The organism is Leifsonia shinshuensis (assembly GCF_022606355.1).
GTDB lineage: Bacteria > Actinomycetota > Actinomycetes > Actinomycetales > Microbacteriaceae > Leifsonia > Leifsonia shinshuensis_B.
Map to the genome: position 1 here is coordinate 848,665 of NZ_JAHHZQ010000002.1, position 18,397 is coordinate 867,061.

Genomic DNA, 18,397 nt, shown 5'->3' on the forward strand with positions numbered 1-18,397 from the left:
TTCTTGACACTTTCGGCGAAAAACTGCGCGCGGCGGCGATCAGGCGCACGAAACCATCGCATCGGGCGTCGCTAGAGTGCTGTCGTGAACACCGCTGCAGACGTCCAGCAGGCCCTCGCCGCCGTCGCCGACCCGGACGATGCGGTCTTCCTTCAGCGTTTCTTCAAGACAGGCCCCGGCGAGTACGGCGAAGGGGACGTGTTCCTCGGCGTGCGCGTGCCGCAGACGAGGACGGTCGCCAAACGGTTCGCAGGCCTCCCTCTGACCGAGGTGCGGCGGCTGCTCGACAGCCCTGTGCACGAGCATCGCCTGGCCGGCCTCGTCATCCTGAACGCCGCCTTCGCCCGGGCGAGCAGTGCGCGTCATCGCGACGAATCGGAGCGCACCCGCCTGGCCGACTTCTACGTCAGGGCGGTGCGTGACGGCCGGGTGAACAACTGGGATCTCGTCGACTCCTCCGCCGAGTACGTCCTCGGCGCCTACCTGGTGGACCGCCCGCGCGACCTGCTCGACCAACTCGCCTCCAGCGCTGTGCTCTGGGAGCGCCGGGTCGCCGTGCTCTCGACGTTCGCGTTCCTCAAGGAGGGCGACGCCTCCACGACGCTGGCGCTCTCCGCGCGGCTGCTCGACGACCCGGAGGATCTGATGCACAAAGCGGTCGGATGGATGCTGCGCGAGACGGGCAAGCGGGTCGACCGTGGACTGCTCCTCGGCTTTCTCGACAGCTATGCCGCCCGGATGCCGCGCACGATGCTCTCGTACGCGACCGAGCACCTCGACGCGCAGACCCGCGCCGCGTATCGCGCGGTACCGAGAGCGGTGCGACAGCACCGCTAGGGGCGGCCGGCGTCAGCCGTCGCCGGGCCGCAACGCCGGCGAGCCGGGGGACTCGCGCCGCACTGCTTCGGTCTCGCGATCGGTGCCGGGACTGTACGTGCGACTCTGAGCGGCTCGCTCCGCGTCGTCCGACGGCTCCGCGTCGTCCGACGGCTCCGCGTCGTCCGACGGCTCCGCGTCGCCCGACGGCTCCGCATCGTCCGACGGCACCGCGCTCTCGCCCGCGGTCCCGGTCTCATCGCGCCCGGACGCCCGGTGCCGCGCGTGCGAGCTCATGAGCGATCGCCCGGATCGACCTCGCCCCGCCACGACCCGGTCTCGACGGGCTGGTCCTCGATGTAGGTCTTGAAGTTGTGGAGGTCCTTCATGACCGCGTGGTCGTCGACGCCGAGCACGGCGCCGGCCTTCTCGAGCACGCTTCCCGGCGTCCAGTCGAATTGAACGGTCACACGCGTGGAGGTGTCGGAGAGCCGGTGGAACGTCACCACGCCGGCGTGCGCGACATCGCCGGCCACACTCTTCCACGCGATCCGCTCGTCCGGATGCTGCTCGGTGATGACCGTGTCGAACTCGCGGGTGGCGCCGCCGATCGTGACGCGCCAATGGTTGGTGGTGTCGTCGACCTGGCGGATCTCGTCGACCTCCTCCAAGAATCGCGGGAAGCTCTCGAGCTGCGTCCACTGGTTGTAAGCGGTCGTCACGGGGACGTCGACGTCGATGCTCTCGGTCACTGCGGCCATGATTCGGCTCCTTTCATCGCTGACGACTGATTCGCCGGCGACGCTAGGCCCGCCTCCGCCGGCGATCGAGGGGTCGACAGGGGCGCAGGTTGGTGGGAGTGGCCTTCTAGATCCCGGCTCGTCCCGAGCGGTAGGCGCGCGGGGTCGTCCCGAAATGGTGGGCGAACTGCCGGCTGAACCGGGCGGCGTCGGTGTAGCCCCAGCGGGCCGCGATCTCGGCGATCTTCAGGCCGGCGAGGGCGGAGTCGGCGAGGTCCCGCTTGCAGTTCTCGAGGCGGCGCGCTCGGATCCAGGCGGCGGCCGTCGTCTCGTGCGTTTCGAAGAGTGCATGGAGTTTGCGGGGTGAGACGAAGTGCTTCGCGGCGATCTCGGTGACCGTCAAGCCGGGACGGTGCAGGTGGGAGTCGATGTACTCGAGGATCGACGCGAGCAGCCCGTCGCCAGAATCGGAGGCGGTGGCGGTCTCCGCGCTGGTCTCGGCCAGCGCGGCGGAGACCAGGTCGATCATCCCTCGAATCACCCGGGAGCCGACAGCGTCGTCGATGGAGTTGAGCGAACCGACGAGCTGCCGCGCGAAGGGCTGGACGAGCTGGATGGCCGGACGGCCCCGATCGAGCGCGACGCCCGAGAGGTCATCGAGCGTGGTCGGGGGGAGGCCGAGTTCGTGTGCGGGAGCGAGGAAGGTGAGTGCTTCGGTGCCCTGGTTCTCTGTCAGCGCGGGGGAATCGAAGTTGTACACCGACACGTCACCCGGCCGCAGGACCGCCGTGCGGTCGTGCTGGCTGAAGCGGGTCTCGCCGGCGAGCTGGATGTGCACCATCTGGAGACCTCGACCGTCGCCCGCGGCGGCTCCGCTCCCGCTTGTCTCGAGCGAGTGCGCGGAGCACACCGCCGTCGCGATCCCGTAGCCGCCCAGATTGCGCGACGCGAACGCGGACGCGAACGTCACAGGGCTCGTCGTGCGGACGGTGATCGGCCACGGCTCTCTGCTGAACTGCTCGCGGTAGCCGTCGAACCGTGTGTGGTGACGAGGAGTGTCCTCCATGAAACCTCCCAGTCGTCGTGATCCCGCCTCATGAAATATCACCGTGTAGATTTATATAGCAAAGATCCGCGTCGGTGACAAGGGCGCCCCCCACGCCCTCTGGGGGTCTCCGACCAGCACGCCAGCGACCTGGGATGATGGAGCAATGGCGAGAACCGTTCGTGGCGCGCGCGTACTGATAACCGGCGCAGCCTCCGGCATGGGGCGGCTCTATGCAGAGCGCGCCGTGCGAGAAGGCGCCAAAGCCGTCGTCCTCTGGGACCGGGACTCCACAGGACTCACGCGGCTCACCGACCGGCTTCGAGCGGAGGTCCTGACCGGCCGGACCGCGACCGCCTGGGGTGCACCGGCAGGGTCGCCGAGTTCGGCGAACGGGAGATCGGGCACGAGCATCCACCCCTACGCCCTCGACCTGGGCGAGCTCGGCGGCATCGCCCAGGCGGCCCAGTCGGTGCGCAAGGAGCTCGGCGGCATCGACGTGTTGATCAACAACGCCGGGATCGTGCGCGGCAAGTACTTCTGGGAGCACGACAACGGAGACGACACCCGCGCGACCATGCAGGTCAACGCCCTGGCGCCGATGTACACGACCCGCGAGTTCCTGCCCGCGATGATCGCAAGCTCCCGCGAAGCGCGCATCGTCAACATCGCGTCGGCGGCCGGTACGCTCGCCAACCCGCGCATGAGCGTCTACGCAGCCAGCAAGTGGGCCGTGATCGGCTGGAGCGACAGCCTCCGTATCGAGCTCGAGCAGCAGGGGTTCGGGCACGTCAAGGTCACGACGGTCGCGCCGAGCTACATCGACACGGGGATGTTCGAGGGGGTGCGCGGCCCGCTCCTCACACCGGTGCTGACCCCGGAGTACGTGGTCGACCGCGTCTGGAGGGCGATGCTCGCGGGCAAGCCGATGCTGATGCTCCCGTGGTCCGTCGGGTTGGCCAAGACCCTCAAGGGGATCCTGCCCGTGCGGGTGTGGGACGTGCTGGCCGACCGCGTCTTCGGCGTCTACAGCTCGATGGACGAGTTCACCGGCCGCGACTAGCCGTCCGAGGCCGCAGGGCCGCCGAAATTGTCGTTTCGTGCACGCGTGCCGAGGCCGACTTGTATTTGCGTGCACGGTCCGCGGGAATCGCGCCTCCCGGCTTCCCACGGCCACCAGTCTGTTCGAGCGGGCCGAGATCGCCCGCTCTCTCGGAAGGCTGGAAATGAAACGAATCGGTAAGCGGCTCACTGCAGGTCTGGCGTTCGCGGTCGCCAGCGGCTTCACTCTCGGCGGACTCATCGCCGTCAGCCCGGGGACGTCGACGGCGGCGGTGCCGCAGGACCCCTCCGCGATCGAGTGGGAGACCAGGACTGGTCTGTTCAACGGGATCTACAGCAATGTCCGTCTCGACGTGGAGCGCCTCGAGCGCGCACACGAGGGCATCACCATCCCCAGGCTGCGAGGCGCCGACGGCCTGCCGATCGAGGGCGTCCCCCACTTCTTCCTCGGCAAGGATCCGGCGACCGGACGCTACCTTCCCTCGACCATCCTCGTGTGCATCGACATGCTGCACGTCAACTACCAGGTCCCCGATGGCTCGAAGTTCTTCGACCTGGCGATCCTGGTCCCGCGCGAGACAGCCGTCGGGATCTCGCACGTGCTCAACGCAGGACTCCAGCTGGCGAAGGACGAGGGGCTCCGCATCGCCACGGACGGATCCCGGCCGCTGACGTTCTCGACCGATGAAGCGTCGGACATCATGCTCGCTGCGCAGCTCAAGGCCTGGCACCTGTTCGCACGGGACAACATCGCGCAGCCGCTTCCCAAGCTGGAGTTGAGCGATTTCTCCGTCGACAAGCGTGTCACCCCCGCCGGCGGCGGTCCCTCGGAGCTGGTCGCGAACGTCGACCTGACAGATCAGTTCGCCCAGATCGACGAGCTCGTCCGCCGATACGGCGCGGCCCCCGCCTTCACCGCTGCTCCCGTCCAGCTGGGCGGTCCGGTCACGACCCTGACCGACCCCACGGCCCTGGGCGGGTTCGAGCTCGAGGTCGACCCGGAGGCGTCGACGCCCGGCTACGACCGCTACGTCACGGTGGAGACCGGCTCCGGGAGGATCGAGATCTCGCGGGCTCGGCCGGTCGATCGGCCGCTCACGATCGGTTTCCGCAAGAAGTTCGCGCACGGGCTCGGAGCAGACGGGTTCGCTTCGGGAGTTCGAGCAGCCAACGACCAGATCAAGACCGTGCTGGCCAACGTCTTTGCCGAAGCGTTCTCCCTCCCGATCGAGCCGGACGGTGGAGCCGTGCTGGTGCGCAAGAGCGATGTGGAGGGGAACGCGCTGGACGACGCGGAGTTCACGCTGTACGACTCGACGGGGATGACCGCCGCCCACGACGCGTGGGGGCGTCCGCTCGTCGGCAGCACCGGGGCGGACGGGCATGGCCTGCTGCAGTTCGCCGACGTGCCGGCCGGCCGCTACCTCCTCGTGGAGACGCGCGCCCCTGACGGATACCGGGTGGACCCGACGCCCCGGGAGATCACGGTCACCCCCGGTGCCCAGGTCGCGGCAGCGGGCGGCAAGCCGATCGTGAACACCCGGCTGACCGGCGAGCTCGAGATCCACAAGTCGAACGGAGTCACCGTGTTGCGGCCGGGCGAGCTGACCACGTTCGAGATCGCCATCGCCAACCGATCGGCGTACACAGAACCGGTCGACGCCGTCATCGAAGACGTTCTCCCGGACGGCCTGCGTTTCGTCTCAGCGGACCACGGCGGGGTCTACGACGCGGAGACCCGGATGGTCAGCTGGAACGTCGGGCCGGTCGGCGGCACTCCGATCGTCGTCTCGGTGACCGCTCGCGTCGAGGATTCGGTGGCTCCCGGCACGACCATCGCCAACCGCGCGACCGTCACGCTCGACGGGGTCTGCCCCGGGCACGACGACATCGAAGCGTGCCAGGCCGTCGACACCGACGTCGTCCCCGCGCTGGTGCTGATGAAGTCCAACGGGACCGATGTCGGGCTCCCTGACGGGACGACCGCGTACGAGCTCACCGTCGTGAACACGTCGTCGGCCGCCGCCCCGGATGTCGTCATCGTGGACTCGCTTCCCGAGGAGCTCAGCTTCGTGGCCGCGGATTCGCACGGCCACTATGCTCCCGACGATCACGAGATCACCTGGAGGCTCGGAACGCTGGCGGCGGGGGAGCAGCGCTCCGTGCGAGTGATCGCCTGGGTCGATGACCGGGTCGGACCGGGATCCGAGATCGTCAACATCGCATCGGTGTCCAGCGCGGGCGTGTGCTCCGACAGCGCGACCTCCGCCGACGAGCCGTCGACGCCGGGCGAGGCGCCGCGCTCGAAGTGCAGCGCGAAAGACATCGACCGGGTTCCCGCGGTCTCGATCACCAAAGACGACGGCAGGACCACGGTGCTCGCGGGCGAGCGGCTCGACTACCGCATCGTGGCTGCGAACACCTCCGACGTCACAGCACCCGACGTGATCGTGATCGATCACCTGCCGTTCTCGGTGTCCTTCGTCGAGTCGAGCGTGCCGCTCGCCGACATCTCCACCGCGTCTGTGCTGCACTGGGATCTCGGCGACCTCGCTGCGGGGGAGTCGCGGGAGATCATCGTCTCGGTCGTCGTCGACGAGCACGCGCTGCCGGGAACGGCGATCGTGAACACGGCCATGATCAGTGCGGCGGGAGTGTGCGTCGACGATCCGACGACCGAAGTGGACGAGTGCACCGCGGCCGACGAGGACATCGTCGTTACGCCATCGGTTCCGGACGAGGAGGAGCCGGGGGTTCCGGCGACTCCGGTCGATGCGGAGAAGCCGGCGACTCCGGTCGTGGAGGAGGGCGCCGACGTGAGCGGAGCGGCGGCGAGCCCTGGGCGCGTCCACGCCACCGGGCGACTGGCCGACACCGGCCACAACCTGCAGACAGTCCTCAAACTGGGTGGGCTTGCCGTGGCGCTCCTGGTGACGGCCGGGGCGAACACGCTCGCGCACCGTCGGCGCCGCCTCCGGCGCTCGGCCTAAGCCAGCACGTGTGCGGGCGGTGGGACCGGACTCGGGCTCACCGCCTTCACGCGGGTGCGATGCGAGAGGTCGAGGGCGGGCGTCCCCGAGTGTCCTGTCCGGAACGCTCGCGGGGATGCGCCGAACCGGTCGGTGAACGCGCGGCTGAAGTGCGCGGCGTCCTTGAAGCCCCAGCGTGCGGCGATCTGGGCGATCGTGAGGCCGGCGAAAGCGGAGTCGACGAGTTCGCGTCGGCAGTGGTGGAGGCGGCGAGAACGCACCCACGCCGCGACCGTGGTGTCCAGCACCTCGAAAAGGGAGTGCAGCTTGCGTGCCGACATGAAGTTGGCGGCGGCGATCTCGCCGACGGAGAGGTCGGGTCGCGACAGGTTCTCCTCGACGTAGTGCAGGACGGCATCCAGTTCCACGCGCCCGGCGGTGTGCCCGGTCTCTCGACCGGTCTCGATGACGATGGCGCCGAGCATGTGGATCGCAGCATCCACCATCCGCGCCTCCACACCGGAGCCGCCCGCCTCCATGGCGCTGCCGAGGTGCCGGGCGAGTGGGGCCACCGCCCCGACCAGCGGGCGCTCCCGATCCAGCCGGACGCCGATCAGGTCGTCGATCAGGGTCTCTTGCACCTGTAGTTCGCTCGTCGGTGCGCGGAGGATCAGGGACTCTCCGCCGTGGTCGAGCGAGAACGGTCGGGCGGAGCTGTAGAGCGCGATGTCCCCCGGCCGCAGGACCGCCGTCCGGCCGTTCTGCACGAGCGTGCTCGAACCCTCGAGCTGCACGTGGATCATCCGCGTCGAGCTCAGCTCACCGGCCTCGGCATCGTTCGACGCCGGGACGACGTGCTGGACCGTGTGGTCGCTGCCGGCGAAGTGGTTGACCGCGATGTCGCCGACGCGTCGGCCATCCATGAGCAGCGAGAACGTCTGCTCGCTCGAGGATGAGCCGATGAGGCCGAGCGGCGCGTCACGAACCCTGCGCCGGAACTGATCGAACGAGACGAGGCGGTCTTCGGCATCCATCGTGACTGGTGACTCTCTTGTTGCCGAGACCTGCGGGCCGGTAGCGGAACCCGGCCATATCTCAGATCTCGAATCGAGAATCTAGCAGATCAGCGCGACGGGCGCGAGAGCTGTGGTGCTGTCACGCCCAGCGGCGGTTCGCCCACCGTTCGAAGAGTCCGACGAGCGAGTCGGTGAGCTTGCCGAGGATCGCCAGCAGGATGATCGCGAGGAACAGCCGGTCGGTGCGCCCGTTGTTCTGCGAGTCGCTGAGCAGGAATCCGAGCCCCATCGAGGACGCGATCAGCTCGGCTGCCACCAGGAACAGCCACGCCTGGGCCAGCGCGAGCCGGAGCCCCGAGATGACGGCAGGGAGCACAGACGGGAGCTGGACCGTGGTGAAGAGGCGCACGCCGCCGAGGCCGAACGCCCGCCCGGCCTCCACCAGTTGACGATCGACGTGCCGAAGAGCCGCGGCCACCGTGGTGTACACCGGGAAGAACGCGCCGATGGCGATGAGGATGATCTTGGAGTCCTCGCCGATCCTGAACCAGAGGATCAGCAGCGGAACCCAGGCCAGCGACGGCACCGCCCGGATGGCGCCGAGGGTCGGGCTGAACAGGATGTCGCCCAGACGGGACAGCCCGACGACGGCGCCGAAGGCCAGGCCGAGGGCCGCGCCGATCGCGAATCCGATCAGCACGCGCTGCGTCGAGATCGCGACGTACAGCCCGAGGAGGCCGCGCTGCGCGAGATCGACGGCTGCCTCCACGACCATCGTGGGTGTGGGCAGCTGCGAGGAGGTGAACGCTCCCGAGGTCGACGTGAGCTGCCAGATGACGAGCAGCGCGACGGGGATGAGCGCGCCCCCGACCACGCGCACCCAGCGGCGCGACAGGAACGGCGTACGGCCGCCGGCCGTGGGCGGCGCGGGCTCGCGCGGGGTCTCGCGTGCCACCGAGGTCGCGGCGAGACCCTCGCCCGGGCCGCCGACGACGATCAACGGCCCGTCGCTGTCTGGAGCGTTCTGGTACGACAAGCGCGATCAGCCGCCGATCGCGCTCGGGTCGGCCTTCTTGGCGAAGGCCGGGTCGAGGAGTGTGTCGAGCGCCGCGTCGATGTCCTTCTGGGAGCGCACGTCGCCCGACTGCACGAAGATCGGACCGACCTTCTTCAACACCTTCAGCTGGGCGGCGCCGGGGATGTTCGACACGTCGAGGTTGGTGCGCTGAGTGATGACCGTGGTCGCCACCGCGGGGTCGATCCCGGCGACCTCGGCGAGGATCTTCGCGGTCTCGTCCTGGTGCTTCAACGCCCGGGCGCGTGCGTACTCGTAGGTGTTCACGACCGTCTGCGCGACATCGGGCTTCGACGAGAGGAACGATTCGGTCGCGTTGAGGAAGCCGTAGGTGTTGAAGCCGACGTTGCGGTAGATCAGCTTGGCCCCGGACTTCTCGGCGTTCGCCATGATCGGGTCGAGGCCGCTCCAGGCCTCCACCGAGCCGCCCTGGAGGGCCGCCCAGCCGTCGGCGTGCTGGAGGTTCTGGATCGTGACGTCGTTCGCCGACAGGCCGTTGGCCTCCAGTGCCTGCAGCAGGAAGAAGTAGGGGTCGGTGCCCTTGGTGGCCGCGACCTGCTTGCCCTTCAGCTGGGCGACCGACGTGATGTCGGAGTTCGGGCCGACCACGATCGCGGACCACTCCGGCTGCGAGAAGATGTCGATGGTCTTGATGTCCGAGCCGTTGGAGCGGGCCAGCAGGGCGGCAGAGCCGGCCGTCGATCCGACGTCGATCGCGCCGGAGCGAAGTGCTTCGTTGGCCTTGTTCGAGCCCGCCGACTGCACCCAGTTGACGGTGATGTTCTGCTTCTTGAGCGCCTTCTCGAGCCAGCCCTCCTTCTTGATGACCAGGCTGAGCGGGTTGTAGGTGGCGAAGTCGATGTTGAGCGTGCCGCCCTCGGTGACGCCGGCTGTGTTCGTCGAGCCCGATGCAGAGCCTTCACCGGCGACGCACCCGGAGAGCAGCAGGGCGGCGGAGGCAGCGAGCGCGGCAACGGCGGTGACGATCGTGGGTCTGCGGTGCATGGTCGGAGTGCCTCTCGGTTCTGGTGATGTCTGGGGTGTTCGGCTCGGGGGTGCTGTGTTTCGAGCCTCGCGGATCCGCCGCCGCAACGGGCGCGATCCGGTGGATCTGTGGATCAGTAGGGGAAGACAGGAATGGTGGAGGAATGCAGATCCTCGAGCGCCCGGCCGTGGCGGTCGATGCCGAGGCCGTCGAGCAGTTCGGCGCGCAGCTCGGCCAGCGCGGCCGAGCCTCGGTCCCGCGGGCGCGTGCCGGGCACGGTGACGACGCGACGGATCGTCGCGCCGTCCCGTCCGTCCTCTCCGCCCAGCAGGATGATGCGGTCGGCGAGTTGGAGCGCCTCGTCGACGTCGTGCGTCACGAGGAGGATGGTCGTCGGGGCGGCGGCGTGGATGTCGAGCAGCAGATCCTGCATCCGCAGGCGCGTCAGCGCGTCGAGGGCACCGAACGGCTCGTCCAGCAGCAGCACACCGGGGTTGCGGGCCAGCGCGCGAGCCAGAGACGCCCGCTGGGCCATTCCCCCGGAGACCTCCCGCGGCCGCAGGGTCGCAGAGGCTCCGAGACCGACGAGGTCGAGCAGTCGTGCGACTCGCTGGGCGCCCTCGCCGCGATCCAGTCCACGCGGAAGCCCGAGCGCGACATTGTCCGCGAGCGATCGCCACGGCAGCAGCCGCGGCTCCTGGAACCCGACGGCGCACCGGGCGTCGATGCCCGCGACCGGGGTGCCGTCGATCAGGGCCGCGCCGGCGGTCGGCGCGTCGAGGCCGCCCGCGATGCGCAGCAGGGTCGACTTGCCGCAACCGCTCGCGCCGAGGATCGCGACGACCTCCCCCGCATCGACGGTGAGCGAGACATCGCGGAGCACGGTCCGCGACTCCGGTGCTGCGCCCTTCCGTTTCGCGGTGGCGAAGGCGCGACCGATCCCGGCGAACTCGACGGGGTACGCGGACGGGGAGGAGACCATGGTGACTTCGACCGTATCGACAGCGGGCCAGCGGGTGCTGCCCGTGCGCAACACCGCGTAACGAAAGTGTCGGCGTGCGGCGATCCGGCGCTAGTGGCCGGTATCAGAACGTGGCGCCCGGCACCCCGGAGACCACCAGGCCGGCGCCGGCGAGCCACACCAGCACGGTCAGCACGATGCCGGCGATCGGAATCCAGAAGCTCACCCGCCGCAGCACCATCAGGACGATCGCGACGACGATCGCCGCCAGGGTGACGATCGCCGGCCCCAGAAGCGCGACGAGGAAGCCGGCACCCATCCGCCCGGTGTCGCACACGGTGCCGCCGCTGCCGCACGAGTCGCTCGCGAACACGAGGAAGAAGGCGAAGACGGTGAGTGCGCCGGCGATCACCACGCCGACCGCCAGGAGGACGGACGACGTCACGATGTCCCAGACGATCGGCGCCCGGGCGGCTCGGGCGGGGCGATTCACGTTGTCGGTCACCAGATCATCGGGCGGTCGTCGTCGTCTTCGCTCCCGCTCGCCTCTGAGAGCTCCACGAGCACCGGGACGTGGTCGCTGGGCGCATCGCCCTTGCGCTCGTTGCGGTGGATGCTGGCGTCGGTGACCCGGTCGGCGAACGCCGCGGAGCCGAGGATGAAGTCGATCCGCAGCCCCTCGTTGCGCGGGAACCGCAGCTGCTTGTAGTCCCAGTAGGTGTAGCCGTCGGGGACGATCGGGCGCACGACATCGGTCAGCCCCACTTTCTCGAACGCGGCGAACGCGGTGCGCTCCGGAGGCGAGATGTGGGTGGACGCGCCGGGGACGAGACTCGGGTCTCCCACGTCGGAGTCGAGCGGGGCGACATTCCAGTCGCCCATCAGCGCGAGCGGCCGGTCGGGGTTCTCGCTCAGCCAGCGCTGGGTGTCGGCGGCGAGGGCGGCGAGCCAGTCGAGCTTGTAGACGTAGTGCGGGTCGTCGAGCGCTCGGCCGTTCGGCACGTACAGGCTCCACAGCCGGACTCCGTCGACGGTGGCGCCGATCGCGCGCGCCTCCTTCGGCAGGTCGGGCCCATCGTGGTCTTTGAGGAAGCCGGGCATGTCGGGGAAGCCGATCTCGACGTCCTCGAGGGGGAGCCGGGCCGCGATGGCCACGCCGTTCCACTGGTTCAGGCCGTGCAGCACGACCTCGTAGCCCGCTGCCTCGAACGCCTCGTAGGGGAACTGCTCCGGCTTGCACTTGATCTCCTGCATGGCCAGCACATCCACGTCCTCCCGGACCATCCAGTCCACGACTCGGGCGACTCGGGTGCGGATGGAGTTCACATTCCAGGTGGCGACGCGCATGCCCCGATCGTATCGGCCGCCACCGACCCGCTGCCGAGGGCACGGTGCCCGTAGAATGTCAGACGTGACCGACGCACGACAGCAGCTCATCGACTTCATCTCCGCCGAGGCCGTCTTCCACGGCGACTTCACGCTGACCAGCGGCAAGAAGGCCAGCTATTACGTCGACCTGCGCAAGGTCAGCCTCGACCACCGGGTGGCTCCGCTGATCGGTCAGGTGATGCTCGACCTGATCGCCGACGTCCCCGACGTCGTCGCCGTCGGCGGCATGACGATGGGCGCAGACCCCGTTGCGGCTGCGGTCCTGCACCAGGGCGCCGCGCGGGGCCTCGCCTACGACGCGTTCGTGGTCCGCAAGGAGCCGAAGGACCACGGCCGCGGCAAGCAGGTCGAGGGGCCCGACCTCGAGGGTAAGCGCGTGATCGTGCTCGAAGACACCTCCACCACCGGCGGTTCGCCGCTCAAGGCGATCGAGGCGCTGAAGAAGGTCGGAGCGGAGATCGCGGGCGTCGCGGTCGTCGTCGACCGCAACACGGGCGCGCGCGAGGTCATCGAGTCCGCCGGCTACCCCTACTTCGCCGCCATCGGCCTCGAGGATCTGGGGTTGGAGTAGTGGCGGAACACCGCGACCGCGGCACGGGAGGCGAACCGGACCAGCCGGAGCGCGACCCGCAGCAGCACGTCGACTCCACCGAGCCCGAGTTCGGCAGCTCGGAGTGGCTGCTCGCTCAGCTGACCGGCGGCCGGCGCGTGGAGCGCGCGGACGAGACGCCGGGCGCCCCGTCGGACGGGTCGCGCGACGAGGGCGACGTTGCCCTCGGCGGTGTGGCCGACGCGGTCGCGGGTCATGGTGAGATCGCGGGTGACAGCGAGGTCGCGGGTGATGGTGACGTCGCGGGTGGTAGCGCGGTCGTGGGTCACAACGAGCTCGCGGGTGACGGCGTGGTCGCGCCCGGGATTCCGGGGTCGTCGGCATCGACCGGCTCCGGGGATCCGTTGCGCGGGCAGCCGCCGGCGGGTTCGACACCGGCCGAGGATTCGGCGGCCTTCGGAGCGTTCGACGACCTGCTTCGGGAGCCCACGACGCCGGCGGAGGACGGGGGTGCCGCCGCTGAGCGGGCCGCCCCCCTCGATTTCGCCGAGCTGCTCCGGGAGGCGCCTCCCTCGACGTCGGACGACGCAGCCGACGAGGGCGACGACACCACCCAGATCGCCGCGGCGCCGCAGGGCTTCGTCTGGAACCTGACGTCCCGCCAGAGCGGGGAACGCGACGACGCGGTCGTATCGACGCAGAGCGTCGATCCGGGTCCGTCGGCCCCGGCGACCCCGTCTACCCCGGTGGGTGCCGAGGCTCCGGAGGCCGCGAGCGCCGCGCTGGCGGGTGCCGGTGCGTCGGAGGGGGAGGTTTCGGAGGCGGAGGCGGAGGCCGAGGGCGAGACCGACGTCGTGATTTCGCCGGTACGTCGCACGAACTTCGTCGAACCGCAGACCCGGCGCGCGCCGGAGGCCGCCGCGCCTGCGCCTGCGACCCAGCCCGAGGCACCTGTCGCCCAGACGCCTGTCGCGCCGTCGCCGCCTGCGCCGACGCCGGCCACGCCGTCGCCGCCTGCGCCGTCGGTGGAATCTCCTGCGGCTTCCGCGTCTCCCGCGGAGCCGTCGCGCGCCGAGCCCACTGCGCCGACGCCGCGTTTCGAGCCGCCCAGCTTCGTGGCCGCGCTGCGGATGCCGCGTCCGCCCGAGTGGGGCGAGGCGCCCTCGGTGCCCGCTGAGGCGTCGGTGGGAAGCGACGAAACGAGCGACAGCTCCACGCCCGCTGACGAAGGGCGCGTGGACCATCGCCCGAACGTCCACGAACGGGACGACGAGCCGAAGCCGACGACGAACGACACAGCGCCTCTGCACGGTCACGGACTGGCCGCCCTGCTCGGCGCGTACCAGGAGGAGCGCCCCGCATCGCGCCCCCTGCTCGGTGACACGACGGGGATCATCCCCCTTCCGCCCACTTACACCCCGCCCACCCACACCCCGCCGCCCGCGAACCCGTCGGCTGCGGCTCCTGGTGCGTTCCCCGAGGTGGCGACCCCCGACGCGACGACCAGCGACGCGGTGACCCCGGGTGCCGGCACCGAAGACCCCGGCGCTACGGGCTCCGGTGCGGCGGGTGTCGGCGCGGCGGACTCCGGCGCGAACACCCCCGGCGCGGTCCCTGCCGACGTACCGATCTCGAGCCCCGCGCCTCCGAGCACGCCCCTCGCACAGTCCACGACCTCGCCGACCGAGGGTGCGGTGGCTCCCCCGGCTTCGGCTCCCCCCGCTCCGGGTCCCGACGCGAATCCGGTCCCGGTGACGCGTCGCGAGGCCTTGCGGGCCGAAAGCGATCCGGCCTCGGCGGAGGTGATCGTCCCGCCACCGCCGATCGAGCCGGCCTCGCCTGAGCCGGTCGTTCCACCCGCGGCGGTGCCGTTCGGCGAGGCCGCGCAGACCGAGGCCCTCCTCGGTGCGCCGCCGTCGCCGGCCACGAGTCCCATCGACGCCGAAGCGCTCGCCGCGGCGTCGGCCGACCTGCCGACCGCGGCGATCCCCGTCGAGGGGCTTCCCGCCGCTCCCGCCTCGGCCGAGCCGAGCGGGCATCCGGACGACGCCGAGCCGGCAGGCGGATCGGAGGCCACCGACCTGACGGCCCCCGGCGACCTGACCGAAACCGGCGACCTGACCGATACCGACGACCTGGACGATACCGACGAGCCGGACGGCATCGCGGCTCTCTTCGGCGACTTCGCGCGCGCCGACGGCACCGAGGTCGCAGACGACGTTCCCGACCTGAGCCGCGGCGACCACGCCCAGGTCGACGACGGGTCACATTCCGCTGTGGAACCCGAGGCCGCCTCCTCACCCCTCCCCACCCCCGCAGAATCGGTGGACACCCCGCAGGGTGAGGCCACCGGAATCGACGCCATCCTGTTCCCGGGGCTCGCCGGCGACGCTCAGGCGAGCCCCGACGCCGACCGGGCCGCCGGGGACATCACCCTTCTGGAGCCCACTGCCGCGATGGAGGGGCCGCAACTGGGCGCCGGACCGGATGCTGGCGTCGGGGCGTACGACTTCGACACGACGGCGCCGCCGACGGTCGCTTTCGACGCGGCCGCCGCGGCGCGCGAGCCGCTCGCCCCGACCGCGCCGGACCCCGCAGGAGCCCCCACGTCGAGCCCTGCAGCCGGCCCCGAAGCGACCGCAGCCCAGGCAGCCGCCGGCCCCGCCGCCTCCACCCCACCTGCAGCGCCGCCGACCTCGCCGGCCGCGACCCCTCCCGCGACTCCGCCCGTCACCCCGCGGGATTCGCCGCGCGGCCCGCGCGACCCGCGCGACCCGCGGCTCACCCGTCGGGTCTACCTCATCGCCGGCGTGCTGGCCGTGCTGCTCGTGCTCGTGGGTCTGTTCGCACTCGGCACGCTCATCCCGTCGCTGTTCGGGGCGTCGGCCCCGTCGCACCCGGTCGCGGCCTCCAAGACGCCGTCCGCCAGCCCGACGCCGACACCGACACCGACACCGACGGTGATCCCGAAGCCGGCGGCGGCCGTCGGTCCGGGCCAGCACCCCTGGGACGCCCTCGGCGGTGGAGAGTGCATCCAGCCGTACACGTCACCGTGGGCCGAGACCTTCACGGTCGTCGACTGCACGGCCGACCACACCGCCCAGATGGTCTACACGAACCTGCTCTCCGCCGATCCCGCCGCCCCCTACCCGGGCGCGGACGCGCTCGCGCAACAGATCAACACCCTGTGCACCGCTGGCGGCGTGATCGACTTGAACGCCGCCGCAGCGTATCCCGATCTGCAGGTGCAGGGCACGTTCCCCGCGACCGAGGAGCAGTGGAAGAGCGGCCAGCGCTCGTACTATTGCTTCGCCAGCAGGTCCAGCGGTCAGCCGCTCAGCACCTCCGTGCAGGGCCAGGGACCGACCGGCTGATCGTCCGCGCCTCCGGCGGGGTGCCCCGGTCAGAGCGCCCGATCGTCCTCGTAGCGGTCGAGAGCGGCGGGCGGGTTGAGCCGCCGGGCGGTGGCGAGCTCGAGCGCGGCGTCGCCGTCGCCCGGAACCGTCACGTTGACGACGACGGCATCGCGCTGGGTGCCGACGCCGAACACACCGTCGGCGTCGAGGTCGGCCAGGGCGGCGACCATCGCCTCCCGCAGCCGGCCGTTGACCGCGGCCGAGCGCTCGAACGGGTCGCCCAGGTCGTCGAAGAGCCGTTCCACCTCGCGGAAATGCGTGTCACCGAAGAACGCGAACGGAGACTCCAGCTCCGACCAGCGCAGCTCGTCGGGCAGCAGTTCGACGCCCTGCTGCCGGTAGCCGGCGACTGTGCGGGCGAGCCCGTCGTACGACGCGGCGGTCGGAGCGGGCCGGTGCGACTGGGCAGTGGTCGCGAGACCGAAATAGTAGAAGGACTCGGACGGATGGGCGGAACGGAGGTCGTCCCAGGCGGACCGTGCCGCCTCCCGGACGGCGACGCGCACGAGGTCGTAGGTTGCGGAAGTGGGGACGCCCATGGTGGTGCTTCTTTCTGGTGGGGGCGACCCGACGCGGTTGCGATCGGGGCACGACGGGACCGCGGCCCGTGGAGGCCGGTCGTCCCGGGTCAGAGGTCCGACTCGACCGGACCCGTGGTGACGAGCTCGTGCACGCCGGAGAGGATCTCGTCGGGGCGGAACGGGTAGCGGTCGATCTCTGCCTGGTCGCTGATGCCGGTGAGCACCAGGATGGTGTGCAGACCGGCCTCGATCCCGGCGACGACGTCGGTGTCCATGCGGTCGCCGATCATCGCTGTGTTCTCGGAATGCGCGCCGATGCGGTTGAGCGCTGAGCGGAACATCATCGGGTTCGGCTTGCCGACCACGTACGGCTCCATGCCGCCTGTCGCCTTGGTGATCATGGCGGTCACCGCGCCGGTCGCGGGCAGTGGACCCTCTGCGCTCGGCCCGGTGGCGTCGGGGTTGGTCGAGATGAAGCGGGCTCCCGCGCCGATCAGGCGGATCGCCTTGGTGATCGCGTCGAAGGAGTAGCTGCGCGTCTCTCCGACGACCACGTAGTCGGGGTTCGTGTCGGTCATGATGAAGCCGGCTTCGTGCAGAGCGGTCGTCAGCCCGGCCTCCCCGATCACATAGGCGCTGCCCCCGGGCGCCTGCGACTTGAGGAAGTCGGCGGTGGCCAGCGCGGAGGTCCAGATCGACTCCTCCGGCACGTCGAGCCCCGAGGCGCGGAGCCGCGCGGCGAGGTCACGCGGTGTGTAGATCGAGTTGTTGGTGAGCACGAGGAACGGCGTGCCCTGGTCGCGCCACTGCTGGATCAGCTCGGGGGCGCCGGGCAGGGCCGCGTTCTCGTGGACGAGCACACCGTCCATGTCGGTCAGCCAGCACTCGATCTCGTCGCGTCGCGCCACGCAGGACCCCTTTCGAAGGTGATGGGACGCCTCCAGCTTATTGCCCGGTCGGTTGCAGCAGGGTTTCCAGAGCCTGACGGGATCCCCCGAATGCGTCCATGTCGATGAAGCTCTCGTCGCCGTCGTAGCCCGCGAGGCGCTCGCGATCGGAGTACTGCCAGAAGGTCCAGCGCCGGCCGTCGGGGATCATCGGCGGCAGCACGACGGAGCGGTACCAGATCGGATTGTCGCGGTACGCGCCCCTCAGGTAGCGGTCGTAGGCCGTGCCGGTCGCGTAGAGGATCGCGGGTCGTCCGTAGTGCTTCTCGAGCTGGTCGAGGAGCGGGTCGAGGACGGCCTGCACGCGTTCGCGTGACGGGGGAGCGGAGAGGTAGTCGCCGTAGAGCTCGACGTCGACCGTCACCGGGAGGGTGCCCGCGTCGGCGGGGACGGTGCGGAAGATGTTCTGCGCCTGACGCTCGGCGCTGCTGTCGAAGCTGAGGAAGTGGTAGGCCCCGACGATCAGCCCGCTGGCCCGGGCGTCCCTCCAGTTCGCCTCGAACCGTTCGTCTTCGTCGCCCGAGCCCTCGGTGGCCTTGATGATGGCGAAGTCGACGCCCTGCCGGGAGAGCACCGGCCAGTCGATCCGGCCCTGATAGCTGGACACGTCGACGCCGCGCACCGGCAGCGCGGCGGCGAAGACGCGGTTCGGCCAGAGGACGCCAGAGAGGATGAGCCCGGCCGCGACCGCCACGGCGACGACTCCGGCGACGATCCCGACCGCGATGTACGTTCCGCGCCGCGAGCGCGTCCGCCCGCCCACCCCTGTCGTCGTCTCCGTCACCCGCCCACCCTGGCAGCAGGTGCTGTGAACCCACGGTGCGGACACGCGCTGCTCGCTACGCTGGATCCGTGACGCCAGAGACCCCGCAGGAGCCGACCCCGCAGGAGCCGACCCCGCAGGA

At 70.4% G+C, this 18,397-nt stretch carries 17 protein-coding genes; 5 read left to right on the plus strand and 12 right to left on the minus strand.

The annotated features are described in order from the left end of the window. Positions 1-84 precede the first annotated feature (84 nt). Complete coding sequence (locus tag KNO15_RS10945; RefSeq protein ID WP_241703756.1) at positions 85-837, plus strand: DNA alkylation repair protein; 753 nt, start codon at positions 85-87, stop codon at positions 835-837. Positions 838-849: 12 nt separating this feature from the next. On the opposite strand, the gene KNO15_RS10950 is transcribed toward KNO15_RS10945, so the two are convergent. From KNO15_RS10950 to KNO15_RS10960, 3 genes are all read right to left on the minus strand, one after another. Next, a complete protein-coding gene (locus KNO15_RS10950; RefSeq protein WP_241703757.1) occupies positions 850-1,113 on the minus strand; it encodes a hypothetical protein in 264 nt (87 codons plus the stop codon). Next, on the minus strand, positions 1,110-1,577 hold the full coding sequence (locus KNO15_RS10955) for an SRPBCC family protein (protein ID WP_241703758.1): 468 nt from the start codon (positions 1,575-1,577) through the stop codon (positions 1,110-1,112). Before KNO15_RS10955 ends, KNO15_RS10950 begins: the two co-directional genes overlap by 4 nt. Before the next feature lie 106 nt (positions 1,578-1,683). Beyond that, complete coding sequence (locus tag KNO15_RS10960) at positions 1,684-2,622, minus strand: helix-turn-helix domain-containing protein (RefSeq protein WP_241703759.1); 939 nt, start codon at positions 2,620-2,622, stop codon at positions 1,684-1,686. Between the two features lie 145 nt (positions 2,623-2,767). On the opposite strand from KNO15_RS10960, the gene KNO15_RS10965 reads away from it, so the two are divergent. Then, positions 2,768-3,664, plus strand: a complete 897-nt coding sequence (locus KNO15_RS10965; protein ID WP_241703760.1) for an SDR family oxidoreductase — start codon at positions 2,768-2,770, stop codon at positions 3,662-3,664. A 163-nt stretch (positions 3,665-3,827) separates the two neighbouring features. Continuing rightward, entirely contained in the window at positions 3,828-6,653 is a 2,826-nt protein-coding gene (locus KNO15_RS10970; protein WP_241703761.1) for a SpaA isopeptide-forming pilin-related protein, read from the plus strand. Here the strand turns inward: KNO15_RS10970 and KNO15_RS10975 are convergent. The 6 genes from KNO15_RS10975 to KNO15_RS11000 form a co-directional block, all read right to left on the minus strand. Beyond that, complete coding sequence (locus tag KNO15_RS10975; protein WP_241703762.1) at positions 6,650-7,666, minus strand: helix-turn-helix domain-containing protein; 1,017 nt, start codon at positions 7,664-7,666, stop codon at positions 6,650-6,652. The two genes, KNO15_RS10970 and KNO15_RS10975, sit on opposite strands and share 4 nt — an antisense overlap. Positions 7,667-7,787: 121 nt before the next feature. Next, positions 7,788-8,543, minus strand: a complete 756-nt coding sequence (locus KNO15_RS10980; RefSeq protein ID WP_241703902.1) for an ABC transporter permease — start codon at positions 8,541-8,543, stop codon at positions 7,788-7,790. A 147-nt stretch (positions 8,544-8,690) separates the two neighbouring features. Then, complete coding sequence (locus KNO15_RS10985) at positions 8,691-9,728, minus strand: aliphatic sulfonate ABC transporter substrate-binding protein (protein WP_241703763.1); 1,038 nt, start codon at positions 9,726-9,728, stop codon at positions 8,691-8,693. 113 nt (positions 9,729-9,841) lie between these two features. Beyond that, entirely contained in the window at positions 9,842-10,690 is an 849-nt protein-coding gene (locus KNO15_RS10990) for an ABC transporter ATP-binding protein (protein ID WP_241703764.1), read from the minus strand. A 103-nt stretch (positions 10,691-10,793) separates the two neighbouring features. Further along, the gene (locus KNO15_RS10995) at positions 10,794-11,174 is read right to left on the minus strand and encodes a hypothetical protein (protein WP_241703765.1); all 381 of its coding nucleotides are present in this window, start codon (positions 11,172-11,174) and stop codon (positions 10,794-10,796) included. Further along, on the minus strand, positions 11,171-12,016 hold the full coding sequence (locus tag KNO15_RS11000; protein WP_241703766.1) for an exodeoxyribonuclease III: 846 nt from the start codon (positions 12,014-12,016) through the stop codon (positions 11,171-11,173). Before KNO15_RS11000 ends, KNO15_RS10995 begins: the two co-directional genes overlap by 4 nt. Before the next feature lie 55 nt (positions 12,017-12,071). Between KNO15_RS11000 and pyrE the strand changes: the two genes are divergently transcribed. Together pyrE and KNO15_RS23345 are read left to right on the plus strand one after the other, a co-directional pair. Then, positions 12,072-12,629: an orotate phosphoribosyltransferase gene (gene pyrE, locus KNO15_RS11005; RefSeq protein ID WP_241703767.1), complete on the plus strand. Its 558-nt coding sequence runs from the start codon at positions 12,072-12,074 to the stop codon at positions 12,627-12,629. After that, entirely contained in the window at positions 12,629-15,982 is a 3,354-nt protein-coding gene (locus KNO15_RS23345) for a septum formation family protein (RefSeq protein WP_241703768.1), read from the plus strand. The genes pyrE and KNO15_RS23345 overlap by 1 nt, the downstream gene beginning before the upstream one ends. Before the next feature lie 29 nt (positions 15,983-16,011). Here the strand turns inward: KNO15_RS23345 and KNO15_RS11015 are convergent, their stop codons facing one another. The 3 genes from KNO15_RS11015 to KNO15_RS11025 form a co-directional block, all read right to left on the minus strand. Continuing rightward, positions 16,012-16,563 carry a DUF4303 domain-containing protein gene (locus tag KNO15_RS11015; protein WP_241703769.1) on the minus strand — a complete coding sequence of 184 codons (552 nt, stop codon included), beginning with the start codon at positions 16,561-16,563 and terminating at the stop codon, positions 16,012-16,014. A gap of 89 nt (positions 16,564-16,652) precedes the next feature. Then, positions 16,653-17,453 carry an HAD-IIA family hydrolase gene (locus KNO15_RS11020; RefSeq protein WP_241703770.1) on the minus strand — a complete coding sequence of 267 codons (801 nt, stop codon included), beginning with the start codon at positions 17,451-17,453 and terminating at the stop codon, positions 16,653-16,655. Between the two features lie 37 nt (positions 17,454-17,490). After that, positions 17,491-18,276 (minus strand): GH25 family lysozyme, encoded by a 786-nt coding sequence (locus KNO15_RS11025; RefSeq protein ID WP_241703771.1) that lies wholly within the window; start codon positions 18,274-18,276, stop codon positions 17,491-17,493. Positions 18,277-18,397: the final 121 nt, after the last annotated feature.

Excerpts from the sequence above, each read along its gene's own strand:
- KNO15_RS10990 (WP_241703764.1), bottom strand. The coding sequence starts at position 10,690 with ATGGTCTCCTCCCCGTCCGCGTACCCCGTCGAGTTCGCCGGGATCGGT.
- pyrE (WP_241703767.1), top strand. The coding sequence starts at position 12,072 with ATGTCAGACGTGACCGACGCACGACAGCAGCTCATCGACTTCATCTCC.
- KNO15_RS10975 (WP_241703762.1), bottom strand. The coding sequence starts at position 7,666 with ATGGATGCCGAAGACCGCCTCGTCTCGTTCGATCAGTTCCGGCGCAGG.
- KNO15_RS10965 (WP_241703760.1), top strand. The coding sequence starts at position 2,768 with ATGGCGAGAACCGTTCGTGGCGCGCGCGTACTGATAACCGGCGCAGCC.
- KNO15_RS10960 (WP_241703759.1), bottom strand. The coding sequence starts at position 2,622 with ATGGAGGACACTCCTCGTCACCACACACGGTTCGACGGCTACCGCGAG.
- KNO15_RS10970 (WP_241703761.1), top strand. The coding sequence starts at position 3,828 with ATGAAACGAATCGGTAAGCGGCTCACTGCAGGTCTGGCGTTCGCGGTC.
- KNO15_RS11000 (WP_241703766.1), bottom strand. The coding sequence starts at position 12,016 with ATGCGCGTCGCCACCTGGAATGTGAACTCCATCCGCACCCGAGTCGCC.
- KNO15_RS10985 (WP_241703763.1), bottom strand. The coding sequence starts at position 9,728 with ATGCACCGCAGACCCACGATCGTCACCGCCGTTGCCGCGCTCGCTGCC.
- KNO15_RS10955 (WP_241703758.1), bottom strand. The coding sequence starts at position 1,577 with ATGGCCGCAGTGACCGAGAGCATCGACGTCGACGTCCCCGTGACGACC.
- KNO15_RS10950 (WP_241703757.1), bottom strand. The coding sequence starts at position 1,113 with ATGAGCTCGCACGCGCGGCACCGGGCGTCCGGGCGCGATGAGACCGGG.
- KNO15_RS11015 (WP_241703769.1), bottom strand. The coding sequence starts at position 16,563 with ATGGGCGTCCCCACTTCCGCAACCTACGACCTCGTGCGCGTCGCCGTC.